10 protein-coding genes and 1 tRNA gene are annotated in these 16,419 nt (G+C 73.1%); 1 reads left to right on the top strand and 10 read right to left on the bottom strand.

Going from position 1 to position 16,419, the window contains the following annotated elements:
* Positions 1 to 44 precede the first annotated feature (44 nt).
* The gene (locus ACFVQ0_RS33500; RefSeq protein WP_390092936.1) at positions 45 to 1,826 is read right to left on the bottom strand and encodes a DEAD/DEAH box helicase; all 1,782 of its coding nucleotides are present in this window, start codon (positions 1,824 to 1,826) and stop codon (positions 45 to 47) included.
* Between the two features lie 280 nt (positions 1,827 to 2,106).
* On the bottom strand, positions 2,107 to 3,588 hold the full coding sequence (locus tag ACFVQ0_RS33495) for an MFS transporter (protein WP_390092935.1): 1,482 nt from the start codon (positions 3,586 to 3,588) through the stop codon (positions 2,107 to 2,109).
* Between the two features lie 183 nt (positions 3,589 to 3,771).
* Here ACFVQ0_RS33495 and ACFVQ0_RS33490 point away from each other — a divergent pair.
* Positions 3,772 to 3,843, top strand: a tRNA-Cys gene (locus tag ACFVQ0_RS33490).
* Positions 3,844 to 3,908: 65 nt separating this feature from the next.
* Here ACFVQ0_RS33490 and ACFVQ0_RS33485 read toward each other — a convergent pair.
* The 8 genes from ACFVQ0_RS33485 to ACFVQ0_RS33450 form a co-directional block, all read right to left on the bottom strand.
* Positions 3,909 to 5,351: an amino acid permease gene (locus tag ACFVQ0_RS33485; RefSeq protein ID WP_390092934.1), complete on the bottom strand. Its 1,443-nt coding sequence runs from the start codon at positions 5,349 to 5,351 to the stop codon at positions 3,909 to 3,911.
* An 81-nt stretch (positions 5,352 to 5,432) separates the two neighbouring features.
* Positions 5,433 to 6,266: a M55 family metallopeptidase gene (locus ACFVQ0_RS33480; RefSeq protein WP_390092933.1), complete on the bottom strand. Its 834-nt coding sequence runs from the start codon at positions 6,264 to 6,266 to the stop codon at positions 5,433 to 5,435.
* A complete protein-coding gene (locus ACFVQ0_RS33475; protein ID WP_390092932.1) occupies positions 6,263 to 7,642 on the bottom strand; it encodes a diaminopimelate decarboxylase in 1,380 nt (459 codons plus the stop codon). The genes ACFVQ0_RS33480 and ACFVQ0_RS33475 overlap by 4 nt, the downstream gene beginning before the upstream one ends.
* A gap of 208 nt (positions 7,643 to 7,850) precedes the next feature.
* The gene (locus tag ACFVQ0_RS33470) at positions 7,851 to 9,512 is read right to left on the bottom strand and encodes a PucR family transcriptional regulator (protein WP_390092931.1); all 1,662 of its coding nucleotides are present in this window, start codon (positions 9,510 to 9,512) and stop codon (positions 7,851 to 7,853) included.
* 67 nt (positions 9,513 to 9,579) lie between these two features.
* Positions 9,580 to 11,925, bottom strand: a complete 2,346-nt coding sequence (locus ACFVQ0_RS33465) for a xanthine dehydrogenase family protein molybdopterin-binding subunit (protein WP_390092930.1) — start codon at positions 11,923 to 11,925, stop codon at positions 9,580 to 9,582.
* Positions 11,922 to 13,601 (bottom strand): 2Fe-2S iron-sulfur cluster-binding protein, encoded by a 1,680-nt coding sequence (locus tag ACFVQ0_RS33460; RefSeq protein ID WP_390092929.1) that lies wholly within the window; start codon positions 13,599 to 13,601, stop codon positions 11,922 to 11,924. Before ACFVQ0_RS33460 ends, ACFVQ0_RS33465 begins: the two co-directional genes overlap by 4 nt.
* A complete protein-coding gene (locus ACFVQ0_RS33455; RefSeq protein WP_073738181.1) occupies positions 13,598 to 14,494 on the bottom strand; it encodes a xanthine dehydrogenase family protein subunit M in 897 nt (298 codons plus the stop codon). The genes ACFVQ0_RS33460 and ACFVQ0_RS33455 overlap by 4 nt, the downstream gene beginning before the upstream one ends.
* Before the next feature lie 288 nt (positions 14,495 to 14,782).
* Positions 14,783 to 16,417: a beta-N-acetylhexosaminidase gene (locus tag ACFVQ0_RS33450; RefSeq protein WP_390092928.1), complete on the bottom strand. Its 1,635-nt coding sequence runs from the start codon at positions 16,415 to 16,417 to the stop codon at positions 14,783 to 14,785.
* Positions 16,418 to 16,419 lie beyond the last annotated feature (2 nt).

Below are 16,419 nucleotides of genomic sequence, written 5' to 3'. Positions count from 1 at the left end.
ACCGTCCTGCGCCCCGGGCCGGTGCCCGTACGTTCCGGCCGGGCTCACGTCATGCGGGTGGCCCACTCCTGGACCTTCTTGATCCGCTGCTCGATCTGCCCGGCGGTGGCCTCCGCGCTCGGCGGCCCGCCGCACACCCGCCGCAGCTCGGTGTGGATGACCCCGTGCGGTTTGCCGCTCTGGTGCGTATAGGCCGACACCATGGTGTTCAGCTGCTTGCGCAGGCTCAGCAGCTGCTTGTGCGTGACCACCGGCCGGTCCTCGGCGGGCTTCTCCAGCAGATCCGCCTCGGAGGCCGGCTTCTGGCGGCTGTGCGCGATCTGCCGGGTCTGCCGCTTCTGGAGCAGCAGCTGCACCTGGTCGGGCTCCAGCAGCCCCGGAATCCCGAGGTAGTCCTGCTCCTCCTCGCTGCCCGGGTGCGCCTGCATGCCGAACTCGGCACCGTCGTACAGCACCCGGTCGAAGACCGCGTCGGATTCGAGGGCCTCGAAGGGCAGCTGCTCCTCGGTCTCCTCGTCCTCCAGCTTCTCCGCGTCGGCGAGGAGCTTGTCCTCCTCCGCGAACGGGTTCTCCTCGTCGCTGCCCTTCTTGGGCTTGTCGAGGACGTGGTCCCGTTCGACCTCCATCTCGTTGGCGAAGTCGAGCAGCATCGGGATCGTCGGTACGAAGACCGAGGCGGTCTCGCCGCGCTTGCGGGAGCGCACGAAGCGGCCGACGGCCTGGGCGAAGAACAGCGGCGTCGAGATGGTGGTGGCGTACACGCCGACCGCGAGGCGCGGCACGTCGACACCCTCGGACACCATCCGGACGGCGACCATCCAGCGCGAACCGTCCTCGGTGAACGCGTCGATCCGCTTGGACGCGGCCTTCTCGTCGGACAGGACGACGGTGGCCTTCTCGCCGGTCACCTTCTTCAGGATCTTGGCGTACTCGCGGGCGGACTCCTGGTCGGTCGCGATGACCAGACCGCCCGCGTCCGGAATGCCCTTGCGGACCTCGGTCAGCCGCTTGTCGGCGGCGCTGAGCACGTTGGGGATCCAGTCGCCGGTGGGCGAGAGCGCGGTGCGCCAGGCCTGCCCGATGGCGTCCTTGGTCATCGGCTCACCGAGCCGGGCGGCGATCTCGTCACCGGCCTTGGTGCGCCAGCGCATGTTGCCGCTGTAACTGAGGAAGATCACCGGGCGGACCACGCCGTCGGCGAGCGCGTTCCCGTAGCCGTAGGTGTAGTCGGCGGACGACCGGCGGATTCCGTCGTTGCCCTCCTCGTACGCGACGAACGGGATCGGGTTGGTGTCGGAGCGGAAGGGTGTGCCGGTGAGCGCGAGCCGGCGGGTCGCCGGGTCGAACGCCTCCTGGCACGCCTCGCCCCAGGACTTGGAGTCACCGGCGTGGTGGATCTCGTCGAGGATCACCAGGGTCTTGCGCTGCTCGCACCGGTTGCGGTGCAGCATCGGGCGGACCCCGACACCCGCGTACGTGACGGCGACCCCGTGGTACTCCTTGCTCACGGGGCCGGCGCTGTAGTCGGGGTCCAGCTTGATGCCTATCCGGGCGGCGGCCTCCGCCCACTGCTTCTTGAGGTGCTCGGTCGGTGCCACGACGGTGACCTGCTGCACGACGTGGTGGTGCAGCAGCCATGACGCGAGGGTCAGCGCGAAGGTGGTCTTACCGGCGCCGGGGGTCGCGACGGCGAGGAAATCGCGCGGCTGCTCCTGGATGTACCTCTCCATGGCGCCCTGCTGCCAGGCTCGCAGCTTCCCGGCCGTACCCCAGGGGGCGCGGCCGGGAAAGGCGGGTGAGAGGTGGTGGGAGGCGGTAGTAGTCACGGTCTCCGGTTCGGGTCTCTCGGGTACGTGGAGTGCTGTCCGCACGGACCGGGACGGGCCCGCACGCGATACGACAACCGGGCCACCTTACCGGGGGGCGGGGTGCGATCCGGCTCGGACTGCGCCGCCCGGTCCGCGATTGCGACGGCTCTCACACCTCGTCTACGACCAGTTCGCGCAGCCCCTGGGAGATGACTTCACCAAGTCGGCACGCTGCCGGAGAGCCTCGGCCTGATCGTCGCGAAGGTGCAGGTTCATGCCCATACGGGAACGGTATCGTTCACCGCTCGCGCACCCGCGTGGCCACCCACGCCCCCACCAGCGCGACCCCCGCCATCGGCAGGAACACCACCGCGAACGCCCCCGGGTGCGAGCCGGAGGAGCCCGCCTCGACGGCCTCGTGCACGGCCCCCACCGCTCCCCCGCCGAGCGCGCCGAACGCCGCGCCGCCGGCGGCCAGCAGCAGGGCGTTGGAGAGGCCGTCCGAGATCTGCAGGGCCGCGGAGTTCGCCCCCGCCTCGTGGGGTGCGGACAGCTTCAGCAGCAGCACGCTGGTCGACGCGATCACCGTGCCCATGCCGAGGCAGCCGACCGCCCAGGCCACGGCGACCGTCCAGACCGGCACCTCCTCGATCAGCACGGCGGGCGCGGCGGCGATCGCCGCGGCGACCAGCACCATGCCGCCCACCATCAGCCGCTCCCGGTGCGGCTCCAGGCGCGGCCGGGACTGCAGGAACGAGCCCAGCGCCCACGTCCCGCCACCGGCCGCGAGCGACAGCCCGGCCATCGTCGGGGACAGGCCGCGCTGGGTGACCAGCATCAGGGGTACGAACGACTCGGCGGCGATGAAAGAGCCGGCCGCCACCCCGCGCAGCAGCACCACGGAGGGCAGCCCGCGCGCCGCCCGTCCGGTGCCGCGGGGCAGCAGACCGCGCACCGCGGGGACGAGCAGGGCGAACCCGGCGACGAGCGGCAGCAGCGAGAACCAGTTCCGCTCCTGCCCGGCGTACTGGAGCAGCCCCGCGCCCAGCGAGATGCCCAGCGCGAGCACGATGCGCCGGCGGTCGAAGGGCTCGACGGGCGCCGCCGGGTCCGCGGGCCCGGACGCCATCCGCCGGATCGCGGGCAGCGCGAGCACCAGCGGGAAGACCACCAGGACCGGGATGCCGACGAAGACCCAGCGCCAGCCCAGGTGCTCGGTCACACTCCCGGAGGCCAGCGGCCCCACGACCGACGGGATGACCCAGCTCGCGGCGAACGCGGCGAGGATCGCCGGGCGCAGGTGCTCCGGGTAGGCCCGGCTGATCACCACGTACAGCGCGACGATCACCAGCCCGCCGCCGAGCCCCTGCACGGCCCGGCCCGCGATGAACATCCACATGGTGCCCGCGGTCCCGGACAGCAGCAGGCCCGCTCCGAAGGCGCTGATCCCGGCGGCGAGCGGCCCCAGCGGGCCGCGCCGGTCGGCCCACTGGCCGGAGAGCACCATGGCGAAGAGGCTGGTGGTGAAGTACGCGGAGAACGCGAACGCGTACAGCGGGATGCCGTGCAGCTCACGGGCGGCGACCGGCATCGCGGTCCCCACGGCGGTGGCCTCGAAGGCGATCAGGAACACGACGGAGACGATGCCGACGCTCAGCGCCCGGTAGGTCCGCCCGAGCACCCCTTCCATCGCGCCGACGACCGCGGTTCCGTGCGGTTCGACATCGATGGCTTCGGGGCGGGCCGAGACCTCGGCGTCACGCGGTTCCAGGGCGGTCATGAACCCTAGAGTAAGGGGCAAAATCCACCCTGGACCCTGTCGCGAGTCGCTCCCGTTCTGGTCCCTTGGTCGTAGGACCGGACGGCTGTTCGTGAACGGGGTGTGGCAGTCGCGTTGCGGGACGGCCCGCGCTCTTGGCGGCCGTGGTCACGGGCGCCTACGGTCGGAACCGGAACAACGCACGGCCGTGTGCCCGAGAGGCTCAGGGGCTCGACTGCAACTCGAGTTACACCGGTTCGAATCCGGTCACGGCCTCGGTATACGGAACCGCCCGCACCCCGTCCGGAAGGACGCGGGGGCGGGCGCTTCCGTGTGACGGCTCAGCCGGTGACCCCGGCGTCCGCCACCGGACGGCTGCCGCGCGCCCTGCGCACCGCGTACGCGACGAGGACGACGGCCAGGCTGCCGAGGCTGGTGAACAGCTGGGTGCGCTGGTCACCGATGACGGCCATAGCCACCAGTACCGCGGCGAATCCGGCCATCACCACCCAGGTCAGGTACGGGAAGAGCCACATGCGCAGGGTCAGCCGTTCGGGCTCCTCGCGCTCCAGCCGGCGCCGCATGCGCAGCTGGGAGACGCCGATCATCAGGTACATGAAGATGGCGATCGCACCGGAGGAGTTCACCAGATAGGTGAAGACGGTGTCCGGCGACAGGTAGGCCAGCAGCACCGAGATCCAGCCGACCACGGTGCCGGCCAGGATCGCGCGGGCCGGGACCTGGCGCTTGTTCGTCGCCACCAGCCAGGTGGGGGCGTCGCCGTGGGTGGCGAGCGCCCGCAGCATCCGCGAGGAGACGTAGACCGAGGAGTTGAGCACGCTCAGCACCGCCGTGAGGATCACGATGTCCATCACGACGCCCGCGCCCGGCAGCCCGATGATCTTCCAGGCCGCGACATACGGACTGGCCAGGACCTTGGCGCTGTCCCACGGGACGATGGTGACGACGAGGACGATGGAGCCGACGTAGAAGAGGATGATCCGCCAGATGATCCCGGTGGTGGCGCGGGCCACCGAACGCTCGGGCTCCTTGCTCTCCGCGGCGGCGATGGTGACGATCTCGGCTCCGCCGAACGCGAAGATGACCACGACGATCGCGGAGAAGATCGCGGTGAAACCGTTCGGGGCGAAGCCGCCGTGCGCGGTCAGGTTGGAGAAGTCGAAGGACGAGCCGGGCCAGCCGCCGAAGACGTAGAGCCCGCCGACGATCAGGAACGCCACGATCGCGGCGACCTTGACGGAGGAGAACCAGAACTCGAACTCGCCGAACGACTTCACGGAGAGCAGGTTGGTCGCGGTCATCACGACCATCAGGCCCATGGCCAGCACCCAGAGCGGCAGCCCGATCCACGCGTGCAGGATCGCCGCGCCCGCGACGGCCTCCACGGCCACGATGATGACGTAGTAGTACCAGTACAGCCATCCGATAGTGAAGCCCGCCCACGGCCCGATGGCGGTACGGGCGTAGTCGGCGAAGGAGCCCGAGGAGGGCCTCGCCACGACCATCTCACCGAGCATCCGCATGGTGCACAGCACGAGCGCGCCGGCCAGGCAGTACGACACGATCGCGGCGGGCCCCGCGGTCTTGATCACCGAGCCGCTGCCGACGAACAGTCCGGCGCCTATCGCGCCGCCGATCGCGATCATCGACATATGGCGGTTGCGCAGCGAACGGCTGAGTTCCGGCTGCGGGCTCCGCGGCGTCTTCTGCGAAGTCTTCGGCGGAGTCTTCTGCGGCGTTCTCTGCGGTACGGAGGAAGTCATGGCAGCTCCAGGTCATGGGCAACGTCGTACAAGGCGTGGGAAGGGCGTCATCGGCATCGGGCCGCCGGCGCCGCCGGGTCCTCAGGTCCAGTCGCCCTCGCGACCGCCGCCGATCACCCAGCTGAGCGCCCGGAAGCGGCGCAGGGCCGTCATGGCGTCCGGGGTGTCCATACGGACGGTGCGGGGGCCGGACCGTCCGACGCCGGACAGCGCGCTGGCGCGGTCCGCGAGGTGTGGACTGTCCACGTCGACCTCCACCACGTGCGGCGCGGGGTGCGCGGCGGGCCGGGGCGGGGGCGCCGAGAGGGCTGCCGCGGCCTCGCGGCGGATGTCGGCGCTCGTGACGGCCGGGGTGCGGCAGACGGCGGCGTGCCGGGAGATCGCCCTCTTCACGGTGACGGTCCGGCAGCCGGGCGCGTACCCGGTGGCTTCGCGGCAGGTCACGTCGTCGCCGGTGACCAGGACGACGGGGACACCGGCCTCGGCGGCGACCAGGGCGTTGAACTCGCCCTCTCCGACGGGCTCCCCGTCGATGCGGACGCCGAGGATGCTGTGCGAGAGGTAGGTGTGCGCGAGGACGCCCTGTTCGCCGGCGCCGGTGTGGTAGCCGACGAACGCCACCGCGTCGGGCCCCTCCGCCAGGCCCTCCATCATGCCGAGCGGCTTGTGCCGGCCGACGATCAGGACCGCGCGCGGGTCGAGTTCCTCGATGAGTACGTTGTCCATGCCGCAGTGCGCGTCGTTGACGACGATCTCTTCCGCGCCGGCGTCCGCGAACCCGGCGACCGCGGCGTTGACGTCCTGCGTGAGCAGTCGGCGGAAGCGTTCGTAGCGCGGTGTCCCGGCTGTGACGTCCGCCGGGGAGACGGTGCCCGTCGCCCCTTCCATGTCGGCGGATATGAGGACGTGCTTCACCCCGCCACCTCCTTCTTCGGTGTCTGCTCCGGCCCCCGCGCGCACAGCGCCACGAGCGCGTCCGCGTGGGAGAGGCCGCTCTCCTCGACGACTTCGCGCACGCTCTGGGCCTCGCGGACCATGGCGAGGCGGACCTGCCCCGCCGAATCCGTGCGATAACCGTATACAGCGGGTCTGGGCAGGGAATTGTATGAGAAGTGCGACGAGAAGTAGTACGCCCCGGTGTCGTACAGCGCCACCACGTCCCCGGGCTCGACCGCCGGGAGCTCGCGGGCGCTCGCGGTCAGGTCCCCGGCGAAGCAGCACGGCCCGGCGATGTCCACGACCTGGAGCGGTCCCTCCTTGGGCCGGCCGGAGGCGTCGAACACGCCGACGCGCAGGGGCCAGGCCTCGGGCATGAACACGGTGCGGGTGGCCACCTGGGCACCGGCGTGGGTCACCGCGATCCGCCGGCCGCCGGCCGACTTGGTGTACTCGACGAGCGAGCCGATGGTGCCGCTCTTCGCCAGCAGCGAGCGGCCGAACTCGGTGACGAGGGTGTAGCGGCCGTCGAAGAGCCCCGGGGCGGCGGCGCGCAGTTCGGTGACGTAGTCGGTGTAGGTGGGGCGGTCGTCCTCGCTGTCGAAGTTCACGGGCAGGCCGCCGCCGATGTCCAGGCCGGTGATCCGGGCGTGCCCGAGCAGGGTGTTGATCCGTTCCGCCAGCTCGTACGCGGCGCCGACCCCCTGCGCGATGAGCGGCAGCGGGCAGCCCTGGGAGCCGACGTGTGCGTGCAGGCGGTTGAGCCAGGGGCGGGTGGTGAAGGCCTCGATCACCGCGTCGACGGCTCCCGGGTCGCGCAGCGCGACGCCGAATTTGGACGTCGCGGTGGCGGTGCTCATCGCCCCGATGGCCCCGGCCCCGACCTGGGGGTTCACCCGGAGGCCGATGGGTCCGGCGGGCTCGCGGCCGGCCAGCAGGCGGTCGACGCGCTCAAGCTCCTGGAAGTTGTCCAGGTTGATCGCGATGCCGTGCTCAAGGGCGAACTCCAGCTCCTCGACGGTCTTCGCGGGGCTGTCGAACACCAGCCGGTCGTGGCTGAAGCCCGCGGCGAGGGCCTGTTCCAACTCGCCGGGCGACGCCACCTCGCAGCCCATGCCCGCCTCCGCGAGCAGCCGGAGCACCGGCACCAGTCCGCACGCCTTGGCCGCGAACGTGTGGTGGACCGTGGCCGGTCCCTCGAACGCCTCGTTCAGCGCGTCCACCGCGGCCAGCACCCCGTCGACGTCGAGCAGGCCGACCAGGGGCGATCCGGGGCCGAGCAGCCCGTCCTCGACGGCACGGGCGAGCGCCGCCTCACGGGCGCGCTTGCGCTGGGGGGCCGGACCGGAAGTCACCTGAAACACACTCCTACGTGATGGGTCGTCATGCACCGCGCCCGTCGGACCGCGGGCTGATGTGCCCAGCTTCGGTGCGCGGAGCCCGGCATGTCTTCGTCGTCAGGGACCAGGACCGACTGTTCCGCTTGTCTGTCCCGACAACAGAACGATCATGAACACAAGGAGCGGCGCCGCCCGAAAGACCGAACCGGAACCGGAACCGGAATCAGGTACGGGGCCGGCCGGGCCCGAGGCGCAGGCCGATCTCCGCCAGGAACCGCACCGCCGGATCGGCCAGGTCGACCCCGAACAGCTCCCGCGCCCGGCGCAGCCGGTACCGCAGGGTATTCGGGTGCACGTTGAGGTGTCGCGCGGCGGCGGCCGTGTCGCCGCAGGCGTCGAGGTACGCGGCGACGGACTCGCCGTAGCACGCCCCGTGCGACCGGTCGTGCTCCAGCATCGCGTGCACCGGCCCCGATATCTCCTGCCACAGCGGCTCCACCCGGTCGAGCAGCCGCAGCACCGCGGCCTCCGCCGCGACCTCCGCGTAAGACGCCACCGCAGACCCGGCCCCGGCAGGGGTCAGCCGCGCGGCGCGCTCCCGCAGCACCCGCACCACCAGCTCCGCGGCGTCCCGTGAGGCGGGCAGCTCCGCCGGATCCGAGACCACGGGCCCGGCTCCGGCGAAGACCACGCCCCGGGGCACGGAACGGGCCGTGGCCAGCAGGGTGCGCGCGGGGTCGCTCTCGCCGTCCGCGGCGGGCACCAGGACGTAGAGCCGCTGCCCGGACCGGGCGGTCACACAGCCGGGACGGTAGGCCGCGGCCTGTAGCGCCAGCACGTCGAGCACCCGCTGCACCCGCTGCCCGGCGTCACCCGGCGCGGGCTCCGGTCCGTCGTAGGCCTCCGCCACCAGCACGGCGTACGGCCGACCCCGGACGAGCCCCACATCGTGCGCCGCCTGCCCATTGCCCGACAGCAGCGCGTGCACCGAACCCTCGCGCGCCCAGGCCGCCGCCCGGCCCCAGGTCCGGTGGTGCGACAGGTGCGGGACGGCGGCGCGGGCCGCCGTCCGCAGCGCCGCCACCGCGTCCTCCGCCAGCGGCCGCCCGTCGGCCGCCGCCCAGATCGAGCCGAGCACCTCGGAGCCGTGCCGCACCGCGACGGCCAGCCGCTCGGCGTACCGCTCGTCGGCGGGGAGCCGCACCACGTCGTCGGTGTTCCACAGCGCCTGGAAGAAGCCGCTCTCCCGCAGCTGGACGACCCGCCAGCGGGGCACCTCCTGGCCGAGGATCGTGAGCCGGCGCATCGGGTCGGGCTCGTGGTCCATCCGCGAGTAGGCCAGCACCCGCGACTGCGGGTCCTCGATCGTGATCGCGCCGCCGACGAGGTCCGCCACGGTGTTGGCCAGCCCCGACAGATCGCCCAGCCGCAGCCCGTCCACACCGGCCGCGCTCCCCGACCGGTCCGGGACGCTGTGCACCAGCGCGGTCCGCAACTGCCCGAGCACCTCGGTCCAGCCCTGCCCGGCCCGCCGGGTCAGCAACGCCGTACGCCCCAGCTCCGCCGCCTCCAGCAGCGCCGCCCGGGGCCCCCGCGCGCCACGCCGCATCACCACGGCCGCCGCTCCGGCACGGTCCGCGGCGCGCAGCACGTCCACCGCCTCTGCCGAGGCGACCTCCACCCCGACCGCGAGCAGCACCAGCCCGCCGGCCGCCCAGGCGTCCTCGTCCCGCTCCTCACCCGGATCGTGCAGCACCACATCGGACACGGGCACGCCGGTCCCGCACGGCGCCACGACGACATCGAGCGTCCCGGCCGCGATCAGCGCGAGCAGCTGCGCCAGCGTGGGACCCCGCTCTGCCCGGTCCGTCTCGGAGATGTGCATCCGCCCATAGTCACCCCGCACCGCCACGACCTGCCATGTCCCCGGTCACTACGGGGCCGGGCAGGGCTCAGGACCTGGGGACCGCCACCGCCGCCTGCGGCCGGATCGGGAGGCGGTTGACCGGGCGGCCGGTCGCCGAGCGGACCGCGGCGGCCACGGCGGCCGGGGAGGTCACCACGGGGACCGCGGAGGCGGGTTTGGCGCCGAAGGGGGCTACCACGTCGCGCTCCTCGACGAGTCTGACGATGCGGATGTCCGGCGCGTCGAGGGAGGTCGGCAGGGCGTAGCCGGTGAGGTCGGGGTGGCGGACGATGCCGCGGGCGGTGCGGAGGTTCTCCGTGAGGGCGGTGCCGATGCCCTGGGTGATGCCCGCCTCGATCCGGGTCGCCAGCTGGGACGGGTTGAGGACCCGGCCGACGTCCTGGGCGACGGCCATCTCCACGACGCGGACGGAGCCGAGCTCGATGTCGACGTCCACCACCGCGCGGATCGCGCAGAAGGCGAGGCCGACGAAGGCGTCGCCCTGGCCGGACTCGTCCAGCGGCTCCGTGGGGTGGGGGCGGCACTGGGCGGTTGCCCAGAGCTCCTTGCCGTCCATCGCCTCCGTGACGGTCGTCGAGAGCACCCCGTCGTAACTGGTGATCTTGCCGTCGGCGATCTGGAGCAGTTCGGTGGACATGCCGAACTGGTGGGCCAGCGGCTGGAGCAGCTGGGTGCGGACCATCTTCGCTGCGCGTTCGACGGCTCCGGCGGAGACCCAGGTGTGGCGGCCGTGGGTGGCCGGGCCCGCCGGGGGCTGGTCGGTGTCGACGGAGGCCACGTGGACCTCCTCGATGCCCAGGGTCTCCTGGACGACCTGGCGGGCCAGTGTCGAGAAGCCCTGGCCCGTCTCGACGGCGGCGCAGATGACGGTGGCGACCCCGTCGTGGACCCGGACCGTGGCCGTGGAGACCTCGTCCGCGCCCTCGGCGCCGAGCATGTGGACCATGCCCAGCGCGTAGCCGACCCCGCGTCGTACCGCGCCGGGTTCGCCCGCGCCCTCCGGGCCGCCCGGGAGCAGCCAGTCGTCCTCCGGGGAGTCCTTGGGGAGCGAGGGGAGCCGGAAGTCCCGTACCGCTCCCAGGAGTTCCGCGACGGGGGCGGGGCAGGTCACGGTCTGTCCGGTGGGCAGGATGTCGCCGGTGGACAGGGCGTTGCGCAGCCGCAGTTCGGCCGGGTCGATGGAGAGCTTGGCGGCCAGCTTGTCCATCTGGCCCTCGTACGCGGCGCAGACCTGCATCGCGCCCTCGCCCCTGACATGGCCGGACGGCGGGTTGTTCGTACGGACGGCCCAGCCCTCGATGAAGGCGTGCGGGACGACGTAGGGGCCGCAGGCGAACGCGACGGCGGCGGCCAGCGATTCGGACGAGTCGTCGGCGTACGCGCCCGCGTCGAGGAGGATCTGCGCCTCGACCTTCACCAGCCGGCCCTCGGCGTCCGCGTGGTGGCGGTAGCGGAGCAGCGTCGGGTGGCGGTGCGCGTGGCCGAGGAAGGACTCCTCGCGGGTGGCGGCCAGCTTGACCGGGCAGCCGGTGCGCAGGGCGAGCAGCCCCAGCGGGAGCTGGAATCCGGGGTCCTCGCGGTCGCCGGTGGCGCCGGGGACGCCGGTCACGACGACCTTCACCCGGTCCGGTTCCAGGCCGAAGCAGGCGGCGGCGAGGTCGCGGTCGGTGTGCGGGTCGGTGGAGGCGGTGTAGATCTCCACGCCGCCGTCGGGGCGGGGTACGGCCAGCCCGGCCTCCGCGCCGATCGGCGCCGGGTCCTGGCGGCCGATGCGGTACAGGCCCTCGACGATGACCTCGCCCACGATCTCCGGATCGCCGTAGCGCAGCGGGATGTGGCGGATCAGGTTGCCGTCGGGGTGCAGGGGTTCGGCGGCGAAGGCCTTCTCCGGGTCGGTGACCGGTTCCAGCACCTCGTACTCGACGGCGATGGCGGCGGCGGCCAGCCTGGCGGTGTCGGGGTGGTCCGCGGCGACGGCGGCGATCGGCTCGCCGTGGTGGCGGACCAGGTCGGAGGCGAAGACGGGGCGGTCCACGACGCGGCGTCCGTAGGCGCTCTCGCCGGGCACGTCCTCGTGGGTGACGACCGCGCGCACGCCCGGCATTTCGAGTGCGGCGGAGGTGTCGATCGACAGGATGCGGGCGTGGGGGTGCGGGGAGCGGAGGACCGCCGCCCAGAGCAGTCCCTCGGCCCACAGGTCGGCGGCGTACGGGAAGGTGCCCTCGGTCTTGGGGCGGGCGTCGGCCGGCGGCAGCGAGGCGCCGAGGCCGAACACCGGCTGCTCGCCCTCGGGGCCGTCGGGCCCGTCCAGCGAGGGGATGCTGATCGCCGTGTGGGTCGCGCCGCCCGCGGTGGCTGCGTCGTTGCTCACGCCATGCCTCCGTCCTGCAGATGGGCCTGCACACTACCCGCGCCGGGGGGCGCCTGGTGCGGGATGCGCGCCTCGTCCTGTTTCGCGGACTGTTCCGTGGCCTGTGCCGACGGTTGTGCCGCGGATTCCGGTGCGGATACGGAGGCCGCCTCACGGCCCGCGATGACCTCGTTCACGGCGTCGAGCACGCCCCGGTACCCGGAGCAGCGGCACAGGTTGCCGCAGAGTGCCTGACGGGTCTCCAGCTCGCTGGGGGCGTGGTTGCCCTCCAGCAGGTCGTGGACGGTCATGGCCATGCCGGGGATGCAGAAGCCGCACTGGACGGCCCCGCAGTCGGCCAGCGCCCGCTGGACGTCGGACGGTTCGCCGTCGACGGCCAGGCCTTCGACGGTCCGCACCTCGCTGCCCGCCGCGGTGGCCGCGGGGACCAGGCAGGAGGCGACGAGCCGGCCGTCCACCTGGACGTTGCAGGCACCGCACTCGCCCTGCGAGCAGCCGTCCTTGGCACCGGCGAGGCCGAGGCGCTCGCGCAGCACGTAGAGCAGTGACTCACCGATCCAGGCGTCGGTGACGGGCCGGTCGACGCCGTTCACGTGCAGCGCGTACGAGACGGAGGGGTGCTCGCTGGGCAGGTCGAGCCGGGGGGCCGGGGCGGCCTCGGGGTCGGAGGCGCTGATGTCGGGGTCGGCTTCGGCATCGGCTTCGGCTTCGGCTTCGGGGGCGAAGTCGGTGGCTCCGGGGTCCGTGGCGTCGGCTTCGGCGGGCGTGTCCGCCGCGTCCGGGGCCGTGACATCGGTGTCCGGCGCCGCTTCGGCGTCCGTGGCCTCGGTGTCCGGCGCGTCCTCGGCAACCGGTTCCGCGACCGGGGCCTCGTCCGCGTCCGTGGCAGGTTCCGCCACCGGCTCCGTGACCGGTTCGGCCGGGCCGGGGTGCTCCATGGCGGGCTGCGACGCGTCCTGGAGGGCTGCCTCCGGCGGGACTTCGTGCGCGTCCGGTGTCCCGGTCCCGTCGTGGTCCGGCCCCTGCGGCGGGGCGCTGTCCCCGTCGTGGGGCTCCGGATCGCGCGTCGCCCAGGGGGCGGGCGCACCGCCGGGCAGGGTGGCCGGCGGCGTCCGGTCGGCGTACCAGCCGGCGGCCGCCGAGGCGGAGAACTCGCCGGACTCCTCGGGGAGATCGCCGTCGGCGACCGGGATCTGCCACTGGCCGGTGTGCCCGGCCGGTTCCGCGGCCTCGGCGGACTCCGCGAAGTTCCACTGGCCGGTCGCGGCCCGGTCCTCGCGGTACCGGTCCGGGTACTGCTCCCCCGGCGGGTGCGGCTGGTACGGGGTCGCCGGGTATCCGTACGGCGCCTGCTGCTGGTTCGGGTCGGGCCAGTGCACCGCCTCCGGGGCGGGCTGCTCGGCGTCCGGAGCGTGCTCCTGGCCACCGCCCTGCCCGTCCTGGCCGCCCGGTGTCCGGACGACCCAGCTGCCGGTGGCCGCCGGGTCGACCCCGGCCGCCGGGGTCAGCGGCAGGATCATCGGCGGTACGTAGCCCTGGCCTGGCGCGGCCAGCGGGATGTTCGCCAGGTCCTCCGGCGGCAGGTGGACGAAGGCGGTCGACTCGCCGTCGTAGTCGCCGCTCTGGGGGATCGGCTCCCATCCCCCGTGCTGTTCGGTGTGGTCCTCGTTGCTCACGACAGTGCCCTCCCCAGCGCGCGTCGGGCCAGCGCGGCGACGGTGCGCCGCAGGTGCAGTACGGCGGGGGACAGCGGTGGCGCCTCTCCCCCGTCGGCGGGCGGTGGCTCGTCCGGGATGCACGCCGCGGCGACGTACTCACCGAAGGCGGCCAGCGCGTCGGGCGCCAGGCCCCGTTCGCCGTCCCAGTCGATCAGCGAGGCGATCCAGCGTTCGGCCTCCAGCGGCCGCAGCGGCATCGGCGCGATGGCGCCGACCGCGCAGCGCACTCCGCGCCGGGCCGGGTCGAGGACGATCGCGACGGAGGCGGTGGCCCGGCCGGGGCCGGTGCGTCCGGTCGCCTTGAGGAAGACCTGCGGGGCGTGCAGCAGCGGGACGCGGACGAAGCCGATCAGCTCGGCGGGCTCCAGCATCTCGCGGCCGGCCAGCAGGTGCGAGACCGGGATCTCGCGGCGGGCGCCGCCGGGACCGGCGATGACCAGCTCGGCCTCCAGCGCCGCCAGGACCGGCAGGGCGTCTCCGGTCGGGGCGGCGGTGGCGATGTTGCCGCCGAGCGTCCCGGCGTTGCGGATCTGCGGCGGGCCGGCGGCGCGGGCGGAGGCGGCCAGGGCGGGGATGAGGGCGGCGAAGTCGGGGCGGCCCATCCGGGCGTGGGTGAGTCCGGCGCCGAGGAGGGCGTGGCCGTCCTGGTAGTGCCAGCCCCTCAGCTCGCTGATCCGGCCGAGGCCGACCAGCCCGGAGGGGCGCAGGAGGCCCTTGTTGACGGCCGACATCAGGTCCGTACCGCCCGCCACGGGGACGGCGGCAGGCATGGCGCCGAGTGCCGCCACTGCCTCGTCCAGCGAGGCGGGCAGCGTGACGGACTGCGTCGCCTGCGGTGCTTGCGTGGTCAACCCAGCTGCCCCTTCCCGGTGTCCCGGCTGTCCCGTCTGTTTCGCCGTACGGTACGTGCTCAAAGCCTGGACGTGGCAACTCTGGCACATCTTCGGACCGGCCCGACGCGAGGGTCCGCGAAGGGAGTATCCGTCCCTGGCCAGGGGGATGATCCCGATTCGCACCTCTTCGGAGCAGAGTGCGAATTGCCACTATTCAGCGAGCATGTACGACTTATTCCGTTCCACGGAAGGGTGGAACGGACGAGTTGGACGGGAGGGTCCGGGAGCACCGGGAAGGGGGAGGCCTCACACGTTCGGGGGCGCTCCCTCAAGCGGGCGGCCGAGGATGCCGGGCCGCCGCTGCCACGGCAACGGGCCGCCCGCGGGCCGGTAGTCGACGCCCAGCGCGTCGAGTCGCGCGTAGTGCGCGGCCATCCGCCGCTCGAAGCCGGCGAAGTCCCGGTCCCCGGGGGCGGGCAGGGCCGACCAGGCGACCTCCGCGAAGGCGGCCAGGCGCGGGAAGATCTGGTAGTCGACGCGGGCCCGGTTCTGCATGACCTCGGTCCAGACGTTGGCCTGGGTGCCCAGGACGTGCCGGGCCGCCTCCTCGGAGAGGCCCGGCGGGACGGGTTCGAAGCGGTAGACGTCCTCCAGGGTGCGGACGTAGCCGATCGGCATCGGCTCGTCGGGGCCGCCGTCCTGACGGTGGTCCAGGTAGACCTGCTGCTCCGGGCACATCACCACGTCGTGTCCGGCCTCCGCCGCGGCGATGCCGCCCGCGTAGCCGCGCCACGAGGAGACGGCCGCGCCCTCGGCGAGCCCGCCCTCCAGGATCTCGTCCCAGCCGATCAGCCGGCGGCCGCGTGCGGTGAGCCAGCTGTCGAAGTGCCGGATGAACCAGGACTGGAGCTCGTCCTCGTCGGCCAGGCCCAGTTCCTTGATGCGGGCCTGGGCGGCGGGCGACGCCTTCCACTGGTCCTTGGGGCACTCGTCGCCGCCGACGTGGATGAACGGCGAGGTGTCGGCGGGGAAGAGTTCGAGGAGTTCCTCGAAGACGCCCTCGAAGAAGCGCAGGGTCCGCTCGGTGGGGGCGAGGACGTTCGGGCTGACGCCCCAGTCGTCCCAGACGGTCAGGGCGGTGGTGTCGACGACGTCGGTGTTGCCCAGCTCCGGGTAGGCGGTGATGGTCGCCTGCGAGTGGCCCGGGATGTCGATCTCGGGGACGACCCGGATGTGCCGGGCGGCCGCGTACGCCACGATCTCGCGGATGTCGTCCTGGGTGTAGAAACCGCCGTGCGGGGTCTCGTCCCAGAGTTCGGAGGCCCGGTGCCCGTGCTTGGTGCGCGAGCGCCACGCGGCGACCTCGGTCAGCCTCGGGTGGCGCTTGATCTCGACGCGCCAGCCCTGGTCGTCACTGAGGTGGAAGTGGAAGACGTTCAGCTTGTGGGCGGCGAGGAGGTCGAGATAGCGCAGGACGTCGGTCTTGGGCATGAAGTGCCGTGACACGTCGAGCATCATGCCGCGCCAGCCGAAGCGCGGGCCGTCCTCGATGTCGGTGAACCCGAAGCCGGGCCGGGCGGCGCCGTCCACGGGCGCCCGGCGGAACGCCTCGGGGCCCAGCAGCTGACGCAGCGTCTGCGCGCCCCAGAAGACCCCGGCGGGGCTGCCCCCGGTGATCGAGACGCTGTTGCCGGGCAGCGTGGTCAGCCGGTAGGCCTCGGGCTCCAGCGCGGGGTCGGTCAGCAGCCGGACGGCCCCCTCCGCGCCCTCCGCCGCCGGGGCGAGCGACAGGCCGAAGGCCGCGCCGAGCGTGGCGCGCAGCCAGCGTTCCGTGGTCTCGGTACCGGGGGCCGCCGTGATGGTGGTGGCCGCGTCCAGGACGAATCCGCACCGCCCCCGGTCGTCGGCGCGCGCGGGGGCCGGGATCAGATCCATGTCCATCA

The organism is Streptomyces sp. NPDC057900, from assembly GCF_042887885.1.
In the GTDB taxonomy this organism is placed as follows: Bacteria; Actinomycetota; Actinomycetes; order Streptomycetales; family Streptomycetaceae; genus Streptomyces.
The sequence above is the reverse complement of the archived record's forward strand: the minus strand, read 5'-3'. Positions and strand labels throughout refer to the sequence as shown.